The sequence below is a fragment of the Paenibacillus sp. FSL R10-2788 genome (assembly GCF_038003885.1).
Classification (GTDB): domain Bacteria; phylum Bacillota; class Bacilli; order Paenibacillales; family Paenibacillaceae; genus Paenibacillus_AQ; species Paenibacillus_AQ odorifer.
Genome location: NZ_JBBOQA010000001.1, coordinates 2,422,988 through 2,441,993, shown reverse-complemented (window position 1 = coordinate 2,441,993; position 19,006 = coordinate 2,422,988). Strand labels below are relative to the sequence as shown.

Annotated in this window: 14 protein-coding genes; 5 read left to right on the top strand and 9 right to left on the bottom strand. The window is 44.4% G+C overall.

Annotation, left to right across the window (positions count from 1 at the left end):
- The first annotated feature begins 140 nt into the window (after window positions 1–140).
- A complete protein-coding gene (locus NSQ50_RS10605) occupies window positions 141–1,331 on the top strand; it encodes a pectin acetylesterase-family hydrolase (protein ID WP_256717120.1) in 1,191 nt (396 codons plus the stop codon).
- A 46-nt stretch (window positions 1,332–1,377) separates the two neighbouring features.
- Window positions 1,378–2,013: a TetR/AcrR family transcriptional regulator gene (locus NSQ50_RS10600; protein ID WP_051491631.1), complete on the top strand. Its 636-nt coding sequence runs from the start codon at window positions 1,378–1,380 to the stop codon at window positions 2,011–2,013.
- Window positions 2,014–2,015: 2 nt separating this feature from the next.
- Here the strand turns inward: NSQ50_RS10600 and NSQ50_RS10595 are convergent, their stop codons facing one another.
- From NSQ50_RS10595 to sbnA, 5 genes are all read right to left on the bottom strand, one after another.
- Window positions 2,016–3,368: a HAMP domain-containing sensor histidine kinase gene (locus tag NSQ50_RS10595; protein ID WP_076225125.1), complete on the bottom strand. Its 1,353-nt coding sequence runs from the start codon at window positions 3,366–3,368 to the stop codon at window positions 2,016–2,018.
- Window positions 3,365–4,042, bottom strand: coding sequence for a response regulator transcription factor (locus tag NSQ50_RS10590; protein WP_076140963.1), 678 nt, complete (start codon window positions 4,040–4,042; stop codon window positions 3,365–3,367). The genes NSQ50_RS10595 and NSQ50_RS10590 overlap by 4 nt, the downstream gene beginning before the upstream one ends.
- Window positions 4,043–4,101: 59 nt before the next feature.
- Window positions 4,102–6,075, bottom strand: a complete 1,974-nt coding sequence (locus tag NSQ50_RS10585) for a serine hydrolase domain-containing protein (RefSeq protein WP_076225124.1) — start codon at window positions 6,073–6,075, stop codon at window positions 4,102–4,104.
- Window positions 6,076–6,278: 203 nt separating this feature from the next.
- Complete coding sequence (locus NSQ50_RS10580; RefSeq protein WP_076225123.1) at window positions 6,279–7,244, bottom strand: 2,3-diaminopropionate biosynthesis protein SbnB; 966 nt, start codon at window positions 7,242–7,244, stop codon at window positions 6,279–6,281.
- Between the two features lie 24 nt (window positions 7,245–7,268).
- Entirely contained in the window at window positions 7,269–9,476 is a 2,208-nt protein-coding gene (gene sbnA / locus NSQ50_RS10575; RefSeq protein WP_306068413.1) for a 2,3-diaminopropionate biosynthesis protein SbnA, read from the bottom strand.
- A 162-nt stretch (window positions 9,477–9,638) separates the two neighbouring features.
- Between sbnA and NSQ50_RS10570 the strand changes: the two genes are divergently transcribed.
- Window positions 9,639–10,448 carry a YheC/YheD family protein gene (locus NSQ50_RS10570; protein WP_038569944.1) on the top strand — a complete coding sequence of 270 codons (810 nt, stop codon included), beginning with the start codon at window positions 9,639–9,641 and terminating at the stop codon, window positions 10,446–10,448.
- Between the two features lie 71 nt (window positions 10,449–10,519).
- Here NSQ50_RS10570 and NSQ50_RS10565 read toward each other — a convergent pair whose 3' ends face one another.
- Window positions 10,520–11,542 carry an NADP-dependent oxidoreductase gene (locus NSQ50_RS10565; RefSeq protein ID WP_038569942.1) on the bottom strand — a complete coding sequence of 341 codons (1,023 nt, stop codon included), beginning with the start codon at window positions 11,540–11,542 and terminating at the stop codon, window positions 10,520–10,522.
- 127 nt (window positions 11,543–11,669) lie between these two features.
- Window positions 11,670–11,966 (bottom strand): ArsR/SmtB family transcription factor, encoded by a 297-nt coding sequence (locus tag NSQ50_RS10560; RefSeq protein ID WP_038569940.1) that lies wholly within the window; start codon window positions 11,964–11,966, stop codon window positions 11,670–11,672.
- Between the two features lie 129 nt (window positions 11,967–12,095).
- Here NSQ50_RS10560 and NSQ50_RS10555 point away from each other — a divergent pair, with 129 nt between their 5' ends.
- On the top strand, window positions 12,096–12,875 hold the full coding sequence (locus NSQ50_RS10555) for a helix-turn-helix domain-containing protein (protein ID WP_051491630.1): 780 nt from the start codon (window positions 12,096–12,098) through the stop codon (window positions 12,873–12,875).
- 47 nt (window positions 12,876–12,922) lie between these two features.
- Here the strand turns inward: NSQ50_RS10555 and NSQ50_RS10550 are convergent, their stop codons facing one another.
- Complete coding sequence (locus NSQ50_RS10550) at window positions 12,923–15,790, bottom strand: glycosyl hydrolase 115 family protein (RefSeq protein WP_076143246.1); 2,868 nt, start codon at window positions 15,788–15,790, stop codon at window positions 12,923–12,925.
- 241 nt (window positions 15,791–16,031) lie between these two features.
- On the opposite strand from NSQ50_RS10550, the gene NSQ50_RS10545 reads away from it, so the two are divergent.
- Window positions 16,032–17,774, top strand: coding sequence for an SGNH/GDSL hydrolase family protein (locus NSQ50_RS10545; RefSeq protein ID WP_076143247.1), 1,743 nt, complete (start codon window positions 16,032–16,034; stop codon window positions 17,772–17,774).
- Between the two features lie 87 nt (window positions 17,775–17,861).
- Here NSQ50_RS10545 and NSQ50_RS10540 read toward each other — a convergent pair whose 3' ends face one another.
- Window positions 17,862–18,812, bottom strand: a complete 951-nt coding sequence (locus tag NSQ50_RS10540) for a methylenetetrahydrofolate reductase (protein WP_249267666.1) — start codon at window positions 18,810–18,812, stop codon at window positions 17,862–17,864.
- Window positions 18,813–19,006: the final 194 nt, after the last annotated feature.

Sequence of the window (19,006 nt, the reverse complement as noted above, 5' to 3'; positions counted from 1 at the left end):
GGTGTCCCTGTAGCCATAGATCAAAGGTTACGTAGGACACCTCTTTATATATTTTCTCACGATTGTTTCTTATGCTTTTAAGTATACACCTTGTGCAATGAGTAATCTTGACGTATACTCCGAGTAAGGGAGAGATGGATATGAGAAAAATGAGGAAAATCACAATATTCACAGGTATTGGGTTATTCAGCCTTGTTTTGATTGCCATGTTTGCAATCAGCGCTTTTGTAATCAAAAGACCGGCGACTACCACCCCCGAAATCGCGGAAGTGAAGCCTTACAAGTGGAATAAAGTCACGCTAGACGGAAATGTCATATCAAGTGATGGATCAGAGTATTTTTTGTGGAATAAAAAGGGTGAAAATAATAACTGGATCATCTTCTTTTCCGGGGGCGGGGCCAGCTGGGATGCCCAAAGTGCAGCACACCCCATCAAGCTTATGAACTTTATTAAAGGTGGAGATACAGGCAACTATTTCCCCAACATCCCCTTCTATATGCTGACATTGCTGAGAGGCATGATGGATACGGATAACCCTGCCAATCCTTTTCATGGCTGGAATGTGGTCTATCTTCCCTATTCAACTGGTGACTTCCATATCGGCAACCGCACGGTTGAATATAAAAAAGAGGACGGCAGCCCCTTTACTATGCGTTATAACGGCAGCAATAATGTGCGAAGCAGCCTCGATTGGATATATGCCAACGTGGATAAACCCGGCAAACTACTGATTGCTGGCGAAAGTGCTGGTGGCTTTGGGTCCGCTTTTTGGGCTCCCGAGATCGCCTCTCACTACAAGGACTCCGAGATCTTCCAATATTCGGACAGTTCCTTCTTGAAATCAGACAAGTGGCCAAATGTTGTGAAGCAGGAATGGCAGGCAGACTTCGTGAAGAAATTCGGATATGCCCCTGAAGCGGATATCATCGGGGCAGCTTTTAAAGCGAACGGCCATCTACTTCCTGTGAATGCGATAATATTGCAATCCTACTCGGTATTTGACGAGATTCTGATCCACTTTCAGAACAACATCAACGATTACAAGGGGCCAAGAGATCAAAGCATCATTAATGAGTGGTCACAGGAAATGCGGCAATCTGTTTCTTCTTTGGCAGCCACTTTACCTAATTATTATTACTATCTCACCGACTATGGACTGAACGCAAAGACGGGTACAACTCCGCACACTTTTGCCACCAGAGAGACCTTCTTTCAGGCTGAACAGGATGGTGTGAAGCTTCTGAATTGGTTAGGTGATGCGATCAACCGGCAGAACCCCTATTCAGTGGGCAGCAAATTCCTCATGAATTCGAAGCCAGCTCAGAAATAGTGCTAGAAGCAGCGGAAGAGTTGCAACAAGACAGGAGAGAATATCAATGAATTTGCGGGAAAAGCAAATGCAAATGACAAGGGAGATCATTAAGGATACAGCGCTTAGCTTATTCTGTGCCCAAGGTATTGAGCGCACGGATATGGCACAGATTGCGGAACAAGCCGGCATCTCCCGGCGTACTTTGTATCATCATTATAAGGACAAGGAAGAGTTAGCCGCTCAAATTTATGCCCTAAATCTGGAGCGGATGTTTGGACAGCTGCTGTTTGATTTTGATTTTGAACACCCTGTACAGTCATTGGAGAACATTCTCGATAAATATCTGGCGTTAAGAGATCATCAGGAAGCCCTGATCTACTATGATGCCATTTTTGGAGTTTACTACAGCACGCTTTCCAAAAATCCCGCGGAACTTCCTGACTTTAAGCAGGCTATGGAAGGCTGGTATTCACGGTTAATTCTCCTTGAGACAATTTCAGTCGCTCCGGAGGAAAAAAATAAGTGGCTGGACATTCTGCACAAGTCCACCCACCTGTATTTCATGTATTTACAAAAAGCCGTCATTATTACTCATCAGCGGGGGGGTGTGGTTACGGAGGAAGATCGGGTTATGGACCGGCAATTCAAGGATTTCATTATGTTTGGCGTACGGCAATCCAAGAATGAGACAAACCCTTAATTTCACTTATGGGGCAACCTGACGATAATCGTCGTTCCCGCTCGAACCGCACCGTCCACTTCTATGATTCCCTGATGCAGGGAGACAATTTTTTTAACGATTGCAAGTCCCAAGCCATTGCCATTGTTGTTTCCATTCCGTGACTTGTCTATTTTATAAAATCTTTGGAATACGGTGTTGAACTCTTCCGGGGAAATCCCGATCCCGTTATCACTGACGGTGACCGATACATCTGCTGCACTGTCATCTATACTGATGCGGATGTTCCCGCCTTCCGGTGTGAACTTGATGCTGTTGCTAAGCAAATTCATCCATACTTGCTTCAGCTGATCTTCATCACCCTTAATTTTGACAGCTTCCGGCAGCTCAAGATCGATAACGATGCCTTTGGCTGACCATTGTGGCTCACAGGTCACAACGATGGTTCTAATCTGCTCGTCAAGATTGAAGGAATCTGCGTTAAAAGGATGATGTTCAGAATCCAGGGAAGCGAGCTTCAGCAAATTATCACTTAACCTCGACAGACGCTCACTCTCAGCAATGATGATATCAAGATATTCAGAACGTTCCTCTTCCATGATTAGATCATTGTTCTGCAATGCCTTAGCAAAGCCGGAAATAGACGTAAGCGGTGTCTGAATTTCATGAGACACGTTGGATACGAAATCCTGCCTCATCTGTTCTAACTGCTTCAACTCCCAGGCCATCTCCACATAGCTTTGTGTCAGTTCCCCTATTTCGTCTACTCGGTTTACTTTAAGCGCTACCTCGAAATCACCCTTGGCTAGCCTTCTTGTCGCATTCGTCAAAGCTTTGATCGGCTCCACCAAATATCTGGCGGCAATAAGAATGCATAGACTACCCAGTAAAAGCACGAGTAAAAGCACAAAGAGCAGCATCCGATTGACGATATTTTCGTTCTCGGCAGAATACTGCAAGAACATTGCTTGCCACTCCCCGTTAAACATAAAGGGCATCCCGATAAAGGTATCCTTATCTTTCGCAGAGGAACGATAGAGTTTTCCTTGCAGCACTTGTTTCACAGCATCGCGGGTGATAGTGACGGCCGGACTATCCTTGAGCCCATAAAAGGTATATTCCCCGGAATGATTATATAGGTGGATAGGGTATGCAGATACCTTAACCATACTATTCAAGAACTCGTCTGTATCCTCAGGCTTGGCGTCATCATAACGGTGAATGATCTCCTTCCCCACTGTGATCATTTCATTCTGTCCCTCGTAACTTATTTGTTTCTGAAAGACATACAAACCAATGAAAAAGGAACAGATCAGACTAAAGATAATGATGCCTAGAAACGTGAGAACGACGCGTACATACAATGTCTTGATCATAGCGCAGGGATCAGCCGGTATCCTAGGCCGCGGGCCGTTTCGATTTGAAATTGCTCGTCGTTACCGCAGAATTTCTCCCTCAACCGGCTTATATGCACATCTACAGTCCGGCCGTCTCCTTCATAGTTCAATCCCCAGATTTGAGAAATCAACTGTTCTCTTGTGAAGATTTGCCTGGGGTGACTAGCCAACAGAAACAGTAGCTCAAATTCCTTCAAAGGAATCGTTACCGGTTCTTCATCACGCGTAACCTGGAAAGTGCGGCGGTTAAGCACCACATTGCCCAACTGCACAGACTGGGAAGAAACGACCAGCGAGCGTTTAAGCAAAGCTTTTACTCGCATCACCAGTTCAAGCGGATCAAACGGTTTGGTCAGATAGTCATCCGTGCCGAGTTGAAAACCTTTCACTTTATGTGCAGATTCTCCTTTAGCCGTCACCATGAGGAGGGGAATGTTGGCATCAGAGCGCCTGATTTCTCTGCACAGATCCCAACCATCCAATCCTGGCATCATAATATCTAGGATGACGAGATCGACTCGCGAGTTCTCTATAATGGACAGCGCTTTGGTACCATCCCTGGCTTCTTTGAGGCCAAAACCTTCTTTTCGCAAAAACAAAGACATTAGCTTTCGGATGTTATCATCATCATCAGCGATAAGTATAGTAGCCACGATTTGCCTCCTCTCTTAAGCTTACATTGTATATGATATATTCTTGACAAGAAACGAAGTTATCCGAACTGCCAACCCAACAGGTTCCAATAGTAGAAAAACAGAGTCATCACTACAGCCGAAAGTGCCACTAGTGTATAATGCACACGCTTGAAAGCTGTCCAGTATTTATTTTTCCAAACCAGTATAGCCGAGATTAGCAAAGCTAAAGTCAGTCCAACCAAAAGGATTGGCATAACTAAACTGAGAGAAAGCAAAAGACTGATACCGCTGAACTTCTGCATCGTGTCCATGGACATAACCACCATAAATATCGTGAAGAAAGATAGCAGCGCCCACCCAGCAGTTCCCGCAGATAAGCGGATGGCCCACTTTTCCGGAGGCGTCATCGCCTTGATCTTGCGTCTGGAGAAGATTAGTCCAAGCAATGTAGTGATGAAAATCAACCCAGAGCCGCCAAGTAAAATAAGCCAAAACTTATTCTGATTCAAGAGTGGCGTACGCTCCAGCGGCATTTCCGGTGCCATACCTAAGAGCATATGTGTAACCTTACCGGAATCATTTGTGCGGAAGCCGATTTGTTCGGTACCTCCCTCGAGCTGGAACAGATTCGGACCGATTTCTCTGTACAGCTGTTGTTCACTACCCCTTCCCAAAGATAGCTTATTATCCTCTACCTTAACATTTAGCTGGGCAAAAAAATTGAAAAATTTATCAATATCACTGTGGTTACGGCGTGTGAATTGATAGGTTCCCACATACTTCTGAACAGATTCCGCAGAAGTGGAGAATTCAGGCCGCTTCGCTTCAGGATCGGGATAATAGCGCTCAAAAAAGGCATGGACTAGGCCTGCCGCGGAATCACCGCCCTGACCGCCGTTATAGGAAACAAAGATACCTATATGCTTGGCAGGCACAAGATAAAACTCGGTATTAAACATGGGGTCGGAACCACCATGAGTAATTAGTCTAAGACCATTGATGCGTTTCTCAGAGAACCCCAGATCTACTCCCGGCAGACGTTTATCGAATTGGTACGCCGTTGAATGCATTAGTTCTGCGGTCTCCGTTCTAAGAATCTGCTGGTCACCATATTTCCCGTTCTGCAGATGGGCAATCATAAAGTGCGCCATATCTACTGCTGATACTGTACCCGAGCCGGCAGGACGAAAGCCGCCCTCGAAGGTAGGTGTGCCAGGAATAAAGCTGCCGTTCTCACTCGTGTACCCCACAACTTGGTTGGGTATGAATGACTCCGGCAAAGGCTCTACCACAGTCGAATATTTCATGTCGAGCGGATCGAAAATATACTTTTGTATATAGTCATTGTAAGGAACACCGCTGACTTCCTCCACAATCAGACCCGCGAGTGTAGCCCCGAAGTTCGAATAAGAACTCATCTCTCCGGGAGGTCTTACCCGTGCCAGCATATGCTCATTGAGTGTTTCCGAGATTGACCCCGGCAATTTGGTAGGGTCGGTAGTGATTTGATAACCCACTCCACCCTCTTCAAACCCCGCTGTATGTGTCATCAAATGGCGCATCGTGATCGGCTCAGGATAAGTAGCAGGGATCACCACTGATTTCAGGTAGGTGTTAATATCAGTGTCCAGATCTATCTTGCCTAGTTCGACCAGCTGCATCACCGCTGTCCAGGTGAACAGCTTTGTCGTTGAAGCGATTCGAAACATGCTGGTTGTCGGATCAACCGGTGCCGCTTCTTCCAGATTAGAACTGCCATAACCTTTGGCTAAAATAATCTTGCCGTCTTTTACAATGGAGATAACCGCTCCCGGAATTTGCAGCCGGTTCATATCTTTTCCCATAATTCCATCAACGAAGCTAGTTAGTCCTGCTGTATCATCGAGATTGGCAGATGCTTCAATTTGAGCTACCGGCAGCCCGTTTTGACCCTTTTGGGTCTCAGCCGAGGCCTGTTTCCCGGGAAATACCAAGCTTGCGCCTAAGCCGGCACTAATCACAACCAATAGAGTCAGACCAGCGATCAGCCTTTTTTTCATAGGTGTTAACATTATTATCCTCCGAGTCATCATTTATTGGGGTGGATGATCATCCGCCTAACACTTATAGAGATTATCAGAGTATTATGAATGGAACGTTAACAAGACAATAAAAAAAACTAGACAGCAATCCACCCTTAAAAGTGACGGATCATAGTCTAGTTACATCAGAAAAATCTATAAAAAAACCCCATAGCGAACGTATGCCTACCACCTTACTGTAGCTCAGTCCCGATCCCTTTTTCTCTCGCCTTCTTCACGAAGTATACCGCTGTTGCGATATCAAAAACCGCCATGCCCATCGGACAAAAGAAAATCGGCTCATCTGCTCTGAGTTCATTCAGGCAATGGCGCGAGACGACATCGGTAATCATTCGGGTATCGGCACGAGTTAACCCATGTTTCAGATGGAGCTGCTGTATGTCAGTATTCTCGCGGCACACCTCATCCCAGTCGTCGACGATTATGGCCTTCACCGAAGCTAATGCCTCAGGCTTATAATCACGCAGTGAAATATTCAGTAGAAGACTACCTTCCACCGGAAGCATATCAATATATCTATGATTGGATACGGTACAGGTGATAAAGATATTAGACTTTCGATAAACGCCCGCCCACGTCTCCTCCACTTCTATCCTATCCTTATATATAGATGAGATGTCTGACAAATCTACTTCCCTTATATCAAAGATGCGGATACGTTCAACTCGATCTCCGTACAATGCCATAACCATTTGAAAATGATATTGCCCGATTGGTCCCCAGCCGATAATGCCAAGATGAATCATTTCAAGTGAACGAGCCTGCAAAAAGTGACCAATCATCAGTCCACTGATGGAAGCTGTCCTTACGATGCTGGGGAGCGGAGAGCTTAGGACGGATATAGGCTCGCCCGTAATGGGATCATTCAAGACAATGATGCTATGCGCGCGGGGAAGACCAACCTGGATATTATCCGGGAAGCTGGAAATCCATTTGACCCCTGCTGCGTTCACGTTCCCCCCTACGTATGCGGGCATTGCAATAATACGATTTTGAGGATTCTTATACCTTAGGTAAGGTTTTACGGGCTGCGCGTAATCTCCAGAATCAAGTATGCGCACCGTAGTTTCTATCGATTCCACGAGAGAAGGCCAATCAAGCCCCACCTCCCGGATGTCCCGATCGTTTAAATACAGCATTCCACAACCTCCTTTTGCCGTTCGTTAAGCAAGGACAATTCCACCGTCAGCCGAGAACTCCTGCCCAAATTCATTCTGAATCCATGGGTCAGAGTATAATGTATCGAGGTAACGCTCCCCTTTGTCATGCAAAATCACCACACAGACAGATCCTGGAGCTAATTCTTGCTCCATATGCCTAACAGCGGCAAGGTTAGCACCTGAGGATGCACCGGCCAGAATCGATTCATTCTGGGCGAGTGCTCGGCATCCTTTTACGATATCCAAGTCTGAGACATGCACGATACGGTCGATTAAATCCGTTCTGCAGAAAGGGGGTACGATGCCAGCACCCAGTCCCGGGAACCGCCGTTTCTCTTTGTTCCCACCAAAAATAGTACTTCCCTCCGCATCGACGGCAACAATCTTAGTCTTCAGACCCTGATCCCTTACATATTCCGCGAGACCACGAATCGTGCCGCATGTACTTACGCTGCAAAACAAATAATCTACTTCGCCAAGCTCAGTCACGATTTCTTTCATGGTCGTATGGTAGTGGGACAAATAGTTATTTGCGTTTGCATATTGATTCGGCCAGTAGCTGCCCGGTATTTCCTCCAAGAGTCGCTGCACTCGATTCAGTCTAGCAGGCAGATATTCACCGGTCTCGGGATCGGGTTCGCTAACAAAGTCAATTTTTGCAGTTAATGCTTTCAGAATCTGCAGATTTGTTGTGGTAGTTCTTGGATCAACCACGCTAATAAAACGCAGCCCTAAATATTGGCAAATCATCGCCAAGCTAATCGCCATATTACCCGAACTCGACTCAATAATAGTAGTTCCCGGCCCGATTTTCCCTTCCTTCCATGCCTCATGGATCATCCGCAGAGCTGGACGGTCTTTCGCACTTCCTCCCGGATTTAGCAGTTCCATTTTTGCGTAGACTTCGAACTCACTGTTCTGGAACAGATTATTCAGCTTGATTAATGGTGTTTTTCCGATAGTCGACAAGATACCGCCTTGGATATTTATGTCCACCTTAGCTTTGTCCATCTGATAATATAACTTCTTGTTCTTGACCTGCCCGCTGGCCAGCGACTCCCCTTTAGCTACTATAATGATCTCAATATCATCAAGCAGATGGTTGCGAATCATCATCCCGATTTCCGGAATACACTCCCTGATTTCCTCTTTGATTACCGGAATAATAGAGGGCTTCACAGATTTACTCTTGATATAAATAGAGAGCGCATTGTTTTTTACCTTGACCCGAATGATCGCATCTTCAATATGACGGTATACGACCTGCTCGATATCGTACAGGCTGATCTTCTCACCGTGCTTCAGTTCTTGACCCACTCTTTTTACAATAGACTCAAAGCTTTGTTGTTCAACCCCGTCTATCATCACAGGCCTAAAATCCCTTACAACGTCATAAGTAACAAAACGAAGAGCTGGCAGCATCTTGCGGACAGTTGAGGTAAGCACCAGAATACTTTCATTGTTCCGAAGTGGCCTTACTTCTTCGTCTAACTCATGAACCCCGATTCCTTCCGCAAAAATTCCGTCGGCAAAAATGTACCTGCCATGATCATGGGAGTAATAAGCGATCGTACCGATTTCAATGGAGCCGTAAGTATCGATGATGTCTCTAGGATCAATACCGAACAAGCCAGCCATATTCCGCTGCCACTCGGGTGGAGCAATTTCCCCTACCAAAATAATCTTGCGAATTCCGAATTCACGCGGGTTTCCGGCAGCATATACGATATGGTCAAGGATGGACGGCATCGTATAGAGCAAGTCAGGTTTAAAAGCTTTAAGCTGTTCAATATGCTGTTCGATTGGCAGTTCAAAGGGGATTGAACTTTTTTCCAATCCTAACCTTTCAAAAATGGTCAGCGCAGTATTTGCTGCATGTCCAGTGCCCATATCCGCCAACGCTCTGTTACATCCGCTTCCCGCAATAAGCTCGCCGAATAGCTTCGTTTTAATATCCACATAGTGTTTGTCATCTTCCTCAGAGTAGAGGATTGCTTTTCTACGGCCTGAGCTTGTACCAGACGTCCTATAAACAGTCCAAGAAAGATCGATGGGTTGGTTATAATAGAAGGTTTCAAGTGTTTTCGAAGATATAAGAGGTAAGTTCTGCAGGTTATAATTCGTTTTCTCCCCATCGATCAGCCCCTTGTACCAAGGGTATTCGTCCATTACTTCTTGCACCTTATTCTGCAATTTCCCGAGCAGCATCATAGCCGCCTCCCGTTGACCGCATGCTGCAGCCCAAGTTTAATAAATGCCTCCAATATTCATATGTAGAATTCTTTGCATGTGTTCTATTATTCTGTGGTTGCCCAAGCAAAAACTGCGTATTCCCGTAATATAGCCTATAGATATATAGAACGGAGGAACAAAATGAAGGAGCCAATACGGCGGATATCCAATAAGCTGACGAAAACAAGGGTACTGCTTAGAAAACAAGAGCTAAGGAAGTATATCCCGGTAACGAAAAAAATGAATAAAAACGTACTCTATGAGATGTTGCAAAAACATAAAATGGTGTACATTAAGCCCTGCTGTGGATCTTTGGGACAGGGTGTAATTCGGATTGAAAGATCACAAGATCATTCCGCCAAAAAACGACCAGCCTACAGCTATCAGTCCGGTACGCATAAACATACATTTTCTGATTACGAGATGGCTTATCGGGCAATCTTTAACGAGACCCAAGGAAAGTCCTATTTGGTGCAAAAGGGGATTTGGCTTTTGGTTTATGAAGGAAGGCCATTTGATATCCGGGTAATGGTGCAAAGAAATCTTAAGGGCGGGTGGGAAGCTACAGGCATTGCGGGTCGCGTTGCTCATCCTCGCAAAGTGGTTACGAATGGGAGCCAAGGGGGAACGATTTATCCGGTAGAGGCATTATTAGAATCCTACACAAACGTAGAGAATAGTAGCGCGTTGATCCGGTCCATGCAACAAATTGGAGTGAACTCCGCCAGACAGCTAAGCACAGCCTATCCCGGCCTGCAGGAAATCGGTGTGGATATTGCCTTGGATCGACGCCTTAAACCATGGATCTTGGAAGTAAATACGGCCCCCGATCCGTGCCCGTTTACCAAACTGAATGACACCAGCATGATTGAGCGAATCGTCAAATATGCGAAAGCCTATGGCCGCACATACAATCTTAAATGCATGAAGTCCAAACAGGGTATGGTCTGAACGAATTAGATTGGTGATAATACAAACAGCCCTGATATATAGAAGTCTCTACCAGGGCTGTTTGTGTTGTTTTAGAATTCGGAGTCGCTCACCTTAACAAGCATCTTCCCTAGGTTCGCACCTTGGAACAATTGCAGGAATGCTTCCACCACATTGTCGAATCCTTCAACAACTGTTTCTTCATATTTTAATTTACCTTCTGTTAGCCATTTTCCAAGCTCTTGAAGGCCTTCTGACTGGCGGGCTGCGTAATCACTAAGAACGAATCCTTTGATAAGGGAGCGGGTTTTGATCAATCTGCTCTGAATACGGGGACCCATATCTCCATCTGTACTGTTATAGGAAGAAATAGCGCCACATAGTGGAATACGTGCATAATCATTAAGCAAACTCATCACAGCATCTGAAATCGCTCCACCCACGTTGTCAAAATAAACATCAACACCATTTGGACATGCTTCTTCCAAAGCCTGGCCTAAATTTTCCGTTGTTTTATAATTAATGGTTGCATCAAAGCCAAGTTCATTTTTCAAATAGTCGCATTTATCATCGCTACCTGCGATCCCAACGACACGAGCGCCTTTGATTTTGGCAATCTGTCCAACAAACATCCCCACTGAACCCGCTGCCCCAGACACTACGACAGTCTCTCCTTCTTTCGGCTGACCGATATCAAGTAAACCGAAATATGCAGTGAGCCCTGTTAAACCTAGAACACTTAAGTAAGCCGATACAGGTGCAATCGAATCATCGATTTTGGTTACTGCTTTAGCATCTACAGTATTATATAATTGCCAGCCCAGCATACCGATGACTTTATCTCCAGCTTTGAATAGCTCCGATTTGGAGTCTACGATCTCTCCCACAAGTCCTCCAGCGATGACTTCATTAAGCTGATACGGAGGAACATACGATTTAGCATCATTCATTCTTCCGCGCATATAAGGATCCACTGACAAATACAACGTACGTACAACAACTTGTCCTTCTTTTGCTTCAACTACAGGAATATCTTTGAACTCGAAATTTTGCTGGGTTGGCATGCCTACAGGACGTGAAATTAACAGGACCTGTTTATTTTTCAACTGATTCATAGATCACTACTCCATTAATATTTATTTTTGCTGCTACCTATAACTATTAACCAAACCCTGTACATGATTATCAAATAGTTATAAAACTATCAAACTATCAAGAAAAAATTATAGGTTTCCGGACATATTATAAACTGTCCAAGAAACCCGGTAATAATTCGCTAAACGTATCCTCTCGAAGCTGGCTAATCTTATTCTGCCCCATACGTGTGACACTTACTAAATCAGCTTCATACAAAATCTTCAGATGGTAAGACACATTGGATTTGTCCATTCCCATAGATTCACCAATGGACCCACATGTATTGTTCTCCTTATGGAGATGAAGATAACGAATCATTTCAATTCGTTTCACTTCTGCTAATGCTTTAAAAATCTTCACTCGCTTTTCATCATCTTTTAAGGAATATTGTTCGATAGTCATAAAACTATTGTATTCTTCTGATTGCGCAAAGTCAATTTACAATCCCATTTCTTAATCGGTTTCATTTTTGTATAATATACCAATCGGTATTAGCGCGGCTCTATTTATTAGGAAGGAGGAGTGGTAGAAATGGACATTACCAAATATGAAAATCTTGTTCCCCGTGTTTTTTTGTTCGTTGATCGCAGATCCTTCCCGGATTGGGAGATTACGAGGAGTAAAATTGATTTCCATGATCTTACCTTCATCGTAGAAGGGAAATCTGACTATTTTATTAATGGAGAGAAATTCACCGTTGAAGCCGGAGATATGCTCTATGCCCCTTCTGGCAGCATTCGGGAAGCTCAGACCTTTAAGGAGGCACCAATGCGTTCCTTTGCCTTCAATTTCTTCTGGGAGGGTGAGGACAATCATGTGCAGCTCCCTTTTGAGACTGTAACTAGGAATTGGAGAACTAAAGAGATTCTAGAGGATATTAAAGAATTCTCACATGTCTGGATGGGCAAACAACCTTTCTACAAAATGAAGGCCCGGGCCATCTTTCAACTGATTGTGTACCGCTTATTAAGTATCGCCCACCATCAAGAAACACCTCTGATAGATCTAAGAATCCAAAAAGTGATGACCTATATCATGGATCATTATTCGGAGGAAGTCACGATCAAGGAGCTGGCAGATTTGGTTGCCCTAAATCCCGTATATCTTGGTAAGCTATTTAAGCAGAACACTGGCTCCACCTATAAAGAATTTATAAACAAGGTGCGGGTGAACAATGCTGAGATGATTCTATCGGCAGGTGGTTTTAATGTGTCCGAAGTGGCAGCGCACTGTGGTTATCAAGATGTCGCCTACTTCAGCAACGTTTTCAAAAATATAAAGGGTTATCCTCCGTCATCTGCCCTGAAATAACGGAGGATTCGAAGCAACAACCCTGTTGTTCGCCCTTTTAATTCAACCTAACTAAGAATGGACGCAGTCCCGCTAGTATAAAAGCTCTCCTCCGGCCCTAAATAGGAATAAGGAAGCTGGGCAGCGGACAATACAAGCTTTTGCAGAACCAGACCCGCATCCAATCCGTAAAAGCGGAGGGTATGAAGACCCTTCGTTAAAGCATGGCTGGTGGTCACAGCATGAATATTGTCCATAACCGCGCGGTACCACGGTTCATTATCATGATTACCGCCTTCAAAGTTCGTTGGTAAAGTATCCTTAATCACGGGTGCCTGATCATCGAAACCTATCGCATATTTCAACCCACTAGTTTGTGACAGATTGTTTGTCGGCGCAATATACGCGGTTAAGCTATAATCAGTGTCCTGCTGCACTATAATCCGATATTCCAGATAAGGTGCATCCTCCGGTTGTTCAAAAGATACAGCATCCGGATACATTTTAACCGAGGATAAAGAACGTCCATAGCTGTCAATGGTCTTCCATACCACCCCTGATTTCGAAACACGAGTTATGGTATGCTCCGCTTCAATGGACACAATATTATGGGTCTCGATGAAAGTCATCGGTGGCACATCCGGAATGTCTATCCAATCCACGGCTGCCTTCACCTTAACTATATTCCCGGCACCGGAGATCGTAATTTCGCCCGTCGACGCTTCTTTGACCTTCTCCCAATCTACGGAAACCTGAAGCGTCTCCCCTGCCTCAATCCAGCCGCGTATTTTCTCAAGCTTGATCCAATCCACGCTGCTCCGCACCTGATATTCAAAACCCGCTTCTCCACCGTTACTGATTGTTATGCGATAATTTTCTTTTTGAAGATTTGTAATTACCGGAAGTTCAGCTGTGCCGGAAACATACGCTTGTTCCGTTCCTTCCACATCGACAATCATTAAAGAACCTTTGGCGGGAGTTTGGGTGTTTACATCCGGATAGTTCCACCCTTCTGCATTCCAATGTATATACCCAACATGAGGGGAACTCATCATTCCCTGCCATTTTCCATCCGAAATCCCGCTATTATAAACCAACTCCAGATACTTATCCCGTTCGATGGTTTCGCGGGTCAGAGCAGCGTAAGTATTTGTCAACATACTATTTCGTTTAGCGTATAGATGGTTCAGTCCAGCATAAATTTGCATTTTGACCACATTGGCCGAGGCAACAGCAGGGAAATATACGAGCTGGAAGTAAGCATCCTTTAGTTGTTCCGGGATTAGCTCATCGTATTTGCCGGCAGCCTTCTCGATCATCACCGCTTGCTCCAGAACTCTGTGCGCCTCATTGTAATGGATAGGACTGAAGGTGGACGGATAAATAATTTCAGGCTTGCGCCGACCGTTCATCCGGGTATAATCCCCTAACAATTGTGCGATTCCCAGACATGTCTCTTGTTCCAGCGCATATCCGAATTGCTGCTCTACCCAACGGTTGGTGTATTCCACAGTCCGATTGATTGCACCTGTCCCCCATACCTCAAAATCGTAGGCCAAATCCAGAAAGTAGGAAATAGGCAATTCCATAGGCTTCAAATCCCCGACGTTCACAATCCATACATCACGGATGCCATAGTCGAATGCCATACACATTTGCTCCCAGACTTTTTCAAGCGGGGTCGTATTTAACCATTCATAGGAATGCGGACCACCATGATAGTCAAAATGATAATACATCCCCCATCCTGCGCTGCGGTTACGTTCGTTTTTCGTCGGGATTTTGCGGAGATTGCCAAAGTTATCGTCAGCAAGCAGGATCGTAACGTCATTCAGAACATCCCAGTCCTTCAACCCTTCCACCCCGGCAGTGCCATACCAGTACTTCTCAACTTCCTTATAAACAGCCAAAATTTGCGGCGCATGTTCAAGATTGTATTTCTTCAATAGTTCTTTTTGCGTAAGTATAATGTCCTTCAGCAGATCAATATTCTCCTGGTCGGAGCCCTCCAGCGCAGAGTCACTTTCCCCCCGCATACCTAGAGTAATCAAGTTATCAAAGTCCTGATTGCGCTTGATTCCGTCTTCCCAGAAATCTGTAATCGCCTGTTTATTACGGGCGAAATCCCATAGGTTACTTGTCCCGTATTGACCGTATACCTTCTGCCATTCACTGCCTGCCCGGAATAAGGGTTCATGATGGGAGGTCCCCATAATAATTCCGTATTCTTGTGCATGCTTGGCGTTGGCAATCGGGCTACTTTTACCATTCAGGCTGAATTCGGCGCTCCACATCGCCGGCCATAAATAATTCCCCTTCAAGCGAAGAATGAGTTCAAATACCTTGTCATAGAAATCTTCATTAAAGTCACCAAATCTTTGAGTTACCCAAGAACCTAAAGACGGCCAGTCGTCATTCAAAAAAATACCTCTATATTTAACCGAAGGCTCCTTGGAGATCACATGAAGCTGGTTATCAGGAATGGACAATGCCGGCTTCTTCTCCGGCACAATATCCGCCCAGTACACCCAAGGACTAACTCCAATCTTTTCGGAGATCGAATACAACCCGTAAATCGTCCCCCGTTTATCACTTCCTACAATGACGAGCGCCTTGTCCACTCCCGCTGTGGGTTGTTCAACCACCTGAATTTTATAACATTCTCTTTTACCTTGGATGGCCGATACATCAACGGTTCCCTCCGCGATTAAATCATCGATATAATCATTACTCCCTATCGATCCAGCGATTATGACTGTTCCATCCAATTCGTTCAATTGTGTATATATCTCAGGCTCTACCTCTGTTACCTGTTTAACATCTGCTGCAAAAGACTGTGCCACCCGGCGTAATCCCTCATAATCTTTCCCCATGGGGTCTACGTAAATCTTGGCAGCACTTCCCTGCTTCACAAGGTGCAATTCCTTCGTAGGCATGATAATTCTCCCCTTAAGCATCCTATTTTCGTATGACTAGGCACATTATATAAGTAAGCGATTTCAACATCCATGTGTAAACTAGCAACTTTTTGTAATTATTAAACGAAACTTTGTTTATCGGTTGAACAATCTGGATATTTGGTGTTACTGTTAACAGGTATTCCTTCAAATAAAAATATGTTTTTTGCAAGCGCATCCATAACAAGAAAAGCTTATACAAAAAGCGAGGATGATCAATATGAAAAACAATAACGGGATCATTACAGGAGGCAAGATTGAAGGTCCAAAGGCACCCAAGGATCCGGCTGAACGCAGGAACGGTTTTTTTGTGCTCTACGAAACCGCGATTGAGGCGACAGCCCGGGCCGAAGGTCCACCTTCACAGGAAGTTTATCTGGAAGGTAACTATCTAATCGACAAGGCCAGATATATTGGCGGCGTCACTGATGAGACAATACTGGAGCTGCTAGGAAACTGCGTTGGATTTCGCAAATTGGTTCATAGTATTGGAGTGTCTGTGAGAAGGGATCCTGAGCAGAACGAACCCATCTCTTTTCTATTGCAGAACTGGGGCAAAACCAGCAAATACGAAACAGGCAGCAGCATACGTGTGCCCTGTCCCTCCGACGGTTCTGAGATTCTCTTGAAGTTGGAGGATTTGGAATGGTCTGAAGAGGATGCAGTGCTCGGCAAATTCGCCTTTGAATTTAAACATGAAGGCGAACTGGCCATTGCGAGTATAATTTTTTATTTGCATGACGGTTATTCTGTACCAGAGCTAGTCATTGAACCGCCTGTAGCGTTTGATTCTAACGAATACCGGGAGATCATTACCCAATCCTTGCTTCATCCGGGCAATAATAAAAGATTAAAAACTGCCATCCATAAGGCTATAAAAGGTGAGGATGTCACGATTGCTTATATTGGGGGTTCCATTACTCAGGGAGCAGGCGCTAAACCGATCCATACAGAATGTTATGCCTACCAATCGTATCTGAGATTTAAGGAATTATTCGGTACGAATGGTGGCGGGAACATCCATTTTGTGAAGGCTGGGGTAGGTGGAACACCATCCGAGCTTGGGGTCATCCGTTATGAAAGGGATATTCTCCGGGAAGGTTCTGTAACACCGGATATCGTGGTGGTGGAATTTGCGGTAAACGACGAAGGGGATGAAACGAAAGGCAACTGTTTTGAAAGCTTATGCCTAAAAATACTTTCCGCCGATAATAGACCGGCAGTAGTTCTCCTGTTCAGCGTGTTTATGAATGACTGGAACCTGCAGGAACGGCTCTCCCCCATTGGCCGAGCTTATAATCTTCCTATGGTTAGTGTAAAGGATGCGGTATCCGGGCAGTTCCGCCTAAGCAAAAATGAGGGGAACATCCTCTCGAAACGGCAATTTTTCTATGATATCTATCATCCTACTAATGAGGGTCACCGGGTGATGGCTGATTGTCTGGCTTATTTATTCTCCGAAACCCACAAAACGCTAATGGACGAAGATGATCTCCTATTGGATCAGCATCCGGTCATCGGGAATGATTTTGCGGGAACCCTCCTGCTGGACCGCAAAAGCCATATTGACGCAGGCAGGATTGAGGTAGGCGGATTTTCGGGGATCGATACCGATTTGCAGCGGGTAGAAATGGATGCCAATTCTTTCGGAACTCCGGAATTCCCTCAAAATTGGATGCATTCAGCGTCGTCTGGGGAACACAGCTTCAAGCTGACGATAACAAGCAAAAATCTCATCCTCGTATACAAGGATTCTGGCAGCAGCGAATTCGGCAAGGCGAACATTTACGTCGATGGTTGTCTTGTAGTCACCGCTGATCCACATGAGAATAACTGGACACATTGCAATCCGGTAATTCTTTATCAAAATGAGGCTAGCGGGGAGCATCAGATAGAAATCAGAATGGTGCCGGAAGATCAGGACAAGTCTTTTACTATACTGGGCTTCGGCTATAATGCTTAATTAGTTGACCCTAGTGGCATATAACCTAAAAAGAAACCCATGGTCTTTAAATGACCTGGGTTTCTCAATAATTTGAGGAATCTTTTTCTATTTAGTAGGCAGCTTTTTATCTAGAATGGCCTTCACATCTTTAACAAGCTGTACGGATGCTTCAATCTCCAACTTACTTGTTGAAACACTTTCAATACTGCAACCAATAGGAATTCCCTTCTCCAGCCCGAAATCTAGCAATTCTTCAAAGATTTTTTGTGATAGCTGGATTGATTTATCCAAAATATCGTTCGAGTATTTCAACTCGTTTTCTAACCATCCTGGGATACTGATCCCTAACCACTTCATAAATTGTAATGTTTTCGCAGTGCCGCATGGTGCAAGATTAAATAAAATAGGAACCATCTCAAAACCGTTATTTGTATAGTAATAATATAAATCAGACAATAAATTCTTAGATGCCTCTACATTATAAGTTGCCTGAGTGATAAAAAAGTTGCACCCATTGTTGGTCTTTTCGACAACCCGTATATGCTCATCATTCTTTTTTATATGTCTTTCCGGAATGACAACTCCACCAAAAGTTAAATTACTATTTAACTGTTTACTTAGCTCATAAGCATCTGGTAAATTCAATTTCACCTCTTGTTTACTTGACGAAGCGCCCACATACACTGAAAATCTATCTTCATTTTCGTCAGTTTTAACCCAATCCTCGAACTGGGCTCTTGTATCATTACCGACGCACCGGTAAATTATCTTTGGGACCTCCACCTGTCTTAGATATTTATCACCATAGACAGCCGGATCAATCGTTGGTAAATAGGGATAAGGTCTTTCATGATCCACTCTGTCTACTTCTTCCTGAACGTCGTACAGAATTAACGCATCTAAATCAAGGTTTTTAAGTCTTTCAACCTGTTTCTGGGCGATTTCCGAGACCTTTTCTGGTGCGTGGCTTGCCTTCGGTGGTGTCATCCCATATGTTATAATACCCGGTTTTTTGCTCAATATTTTTTGTTTAAATGTATTCTCTGCCGCTCCCAAATTATAAAACCCCTCTACTCGTCGCTTTTAAGATAAGGTTACCATGGCGGGCTTAATATGTGTAACTTCTATTTACTATATCTAGTTATATTTTAAAACTATGATTCCCTAATGATACTTTTCGAGTAGTACATGTTGACAACCATTTGGTGTGACTATAATATTAGAAGTCCTGCCAACCTTAAAGTTGGCGA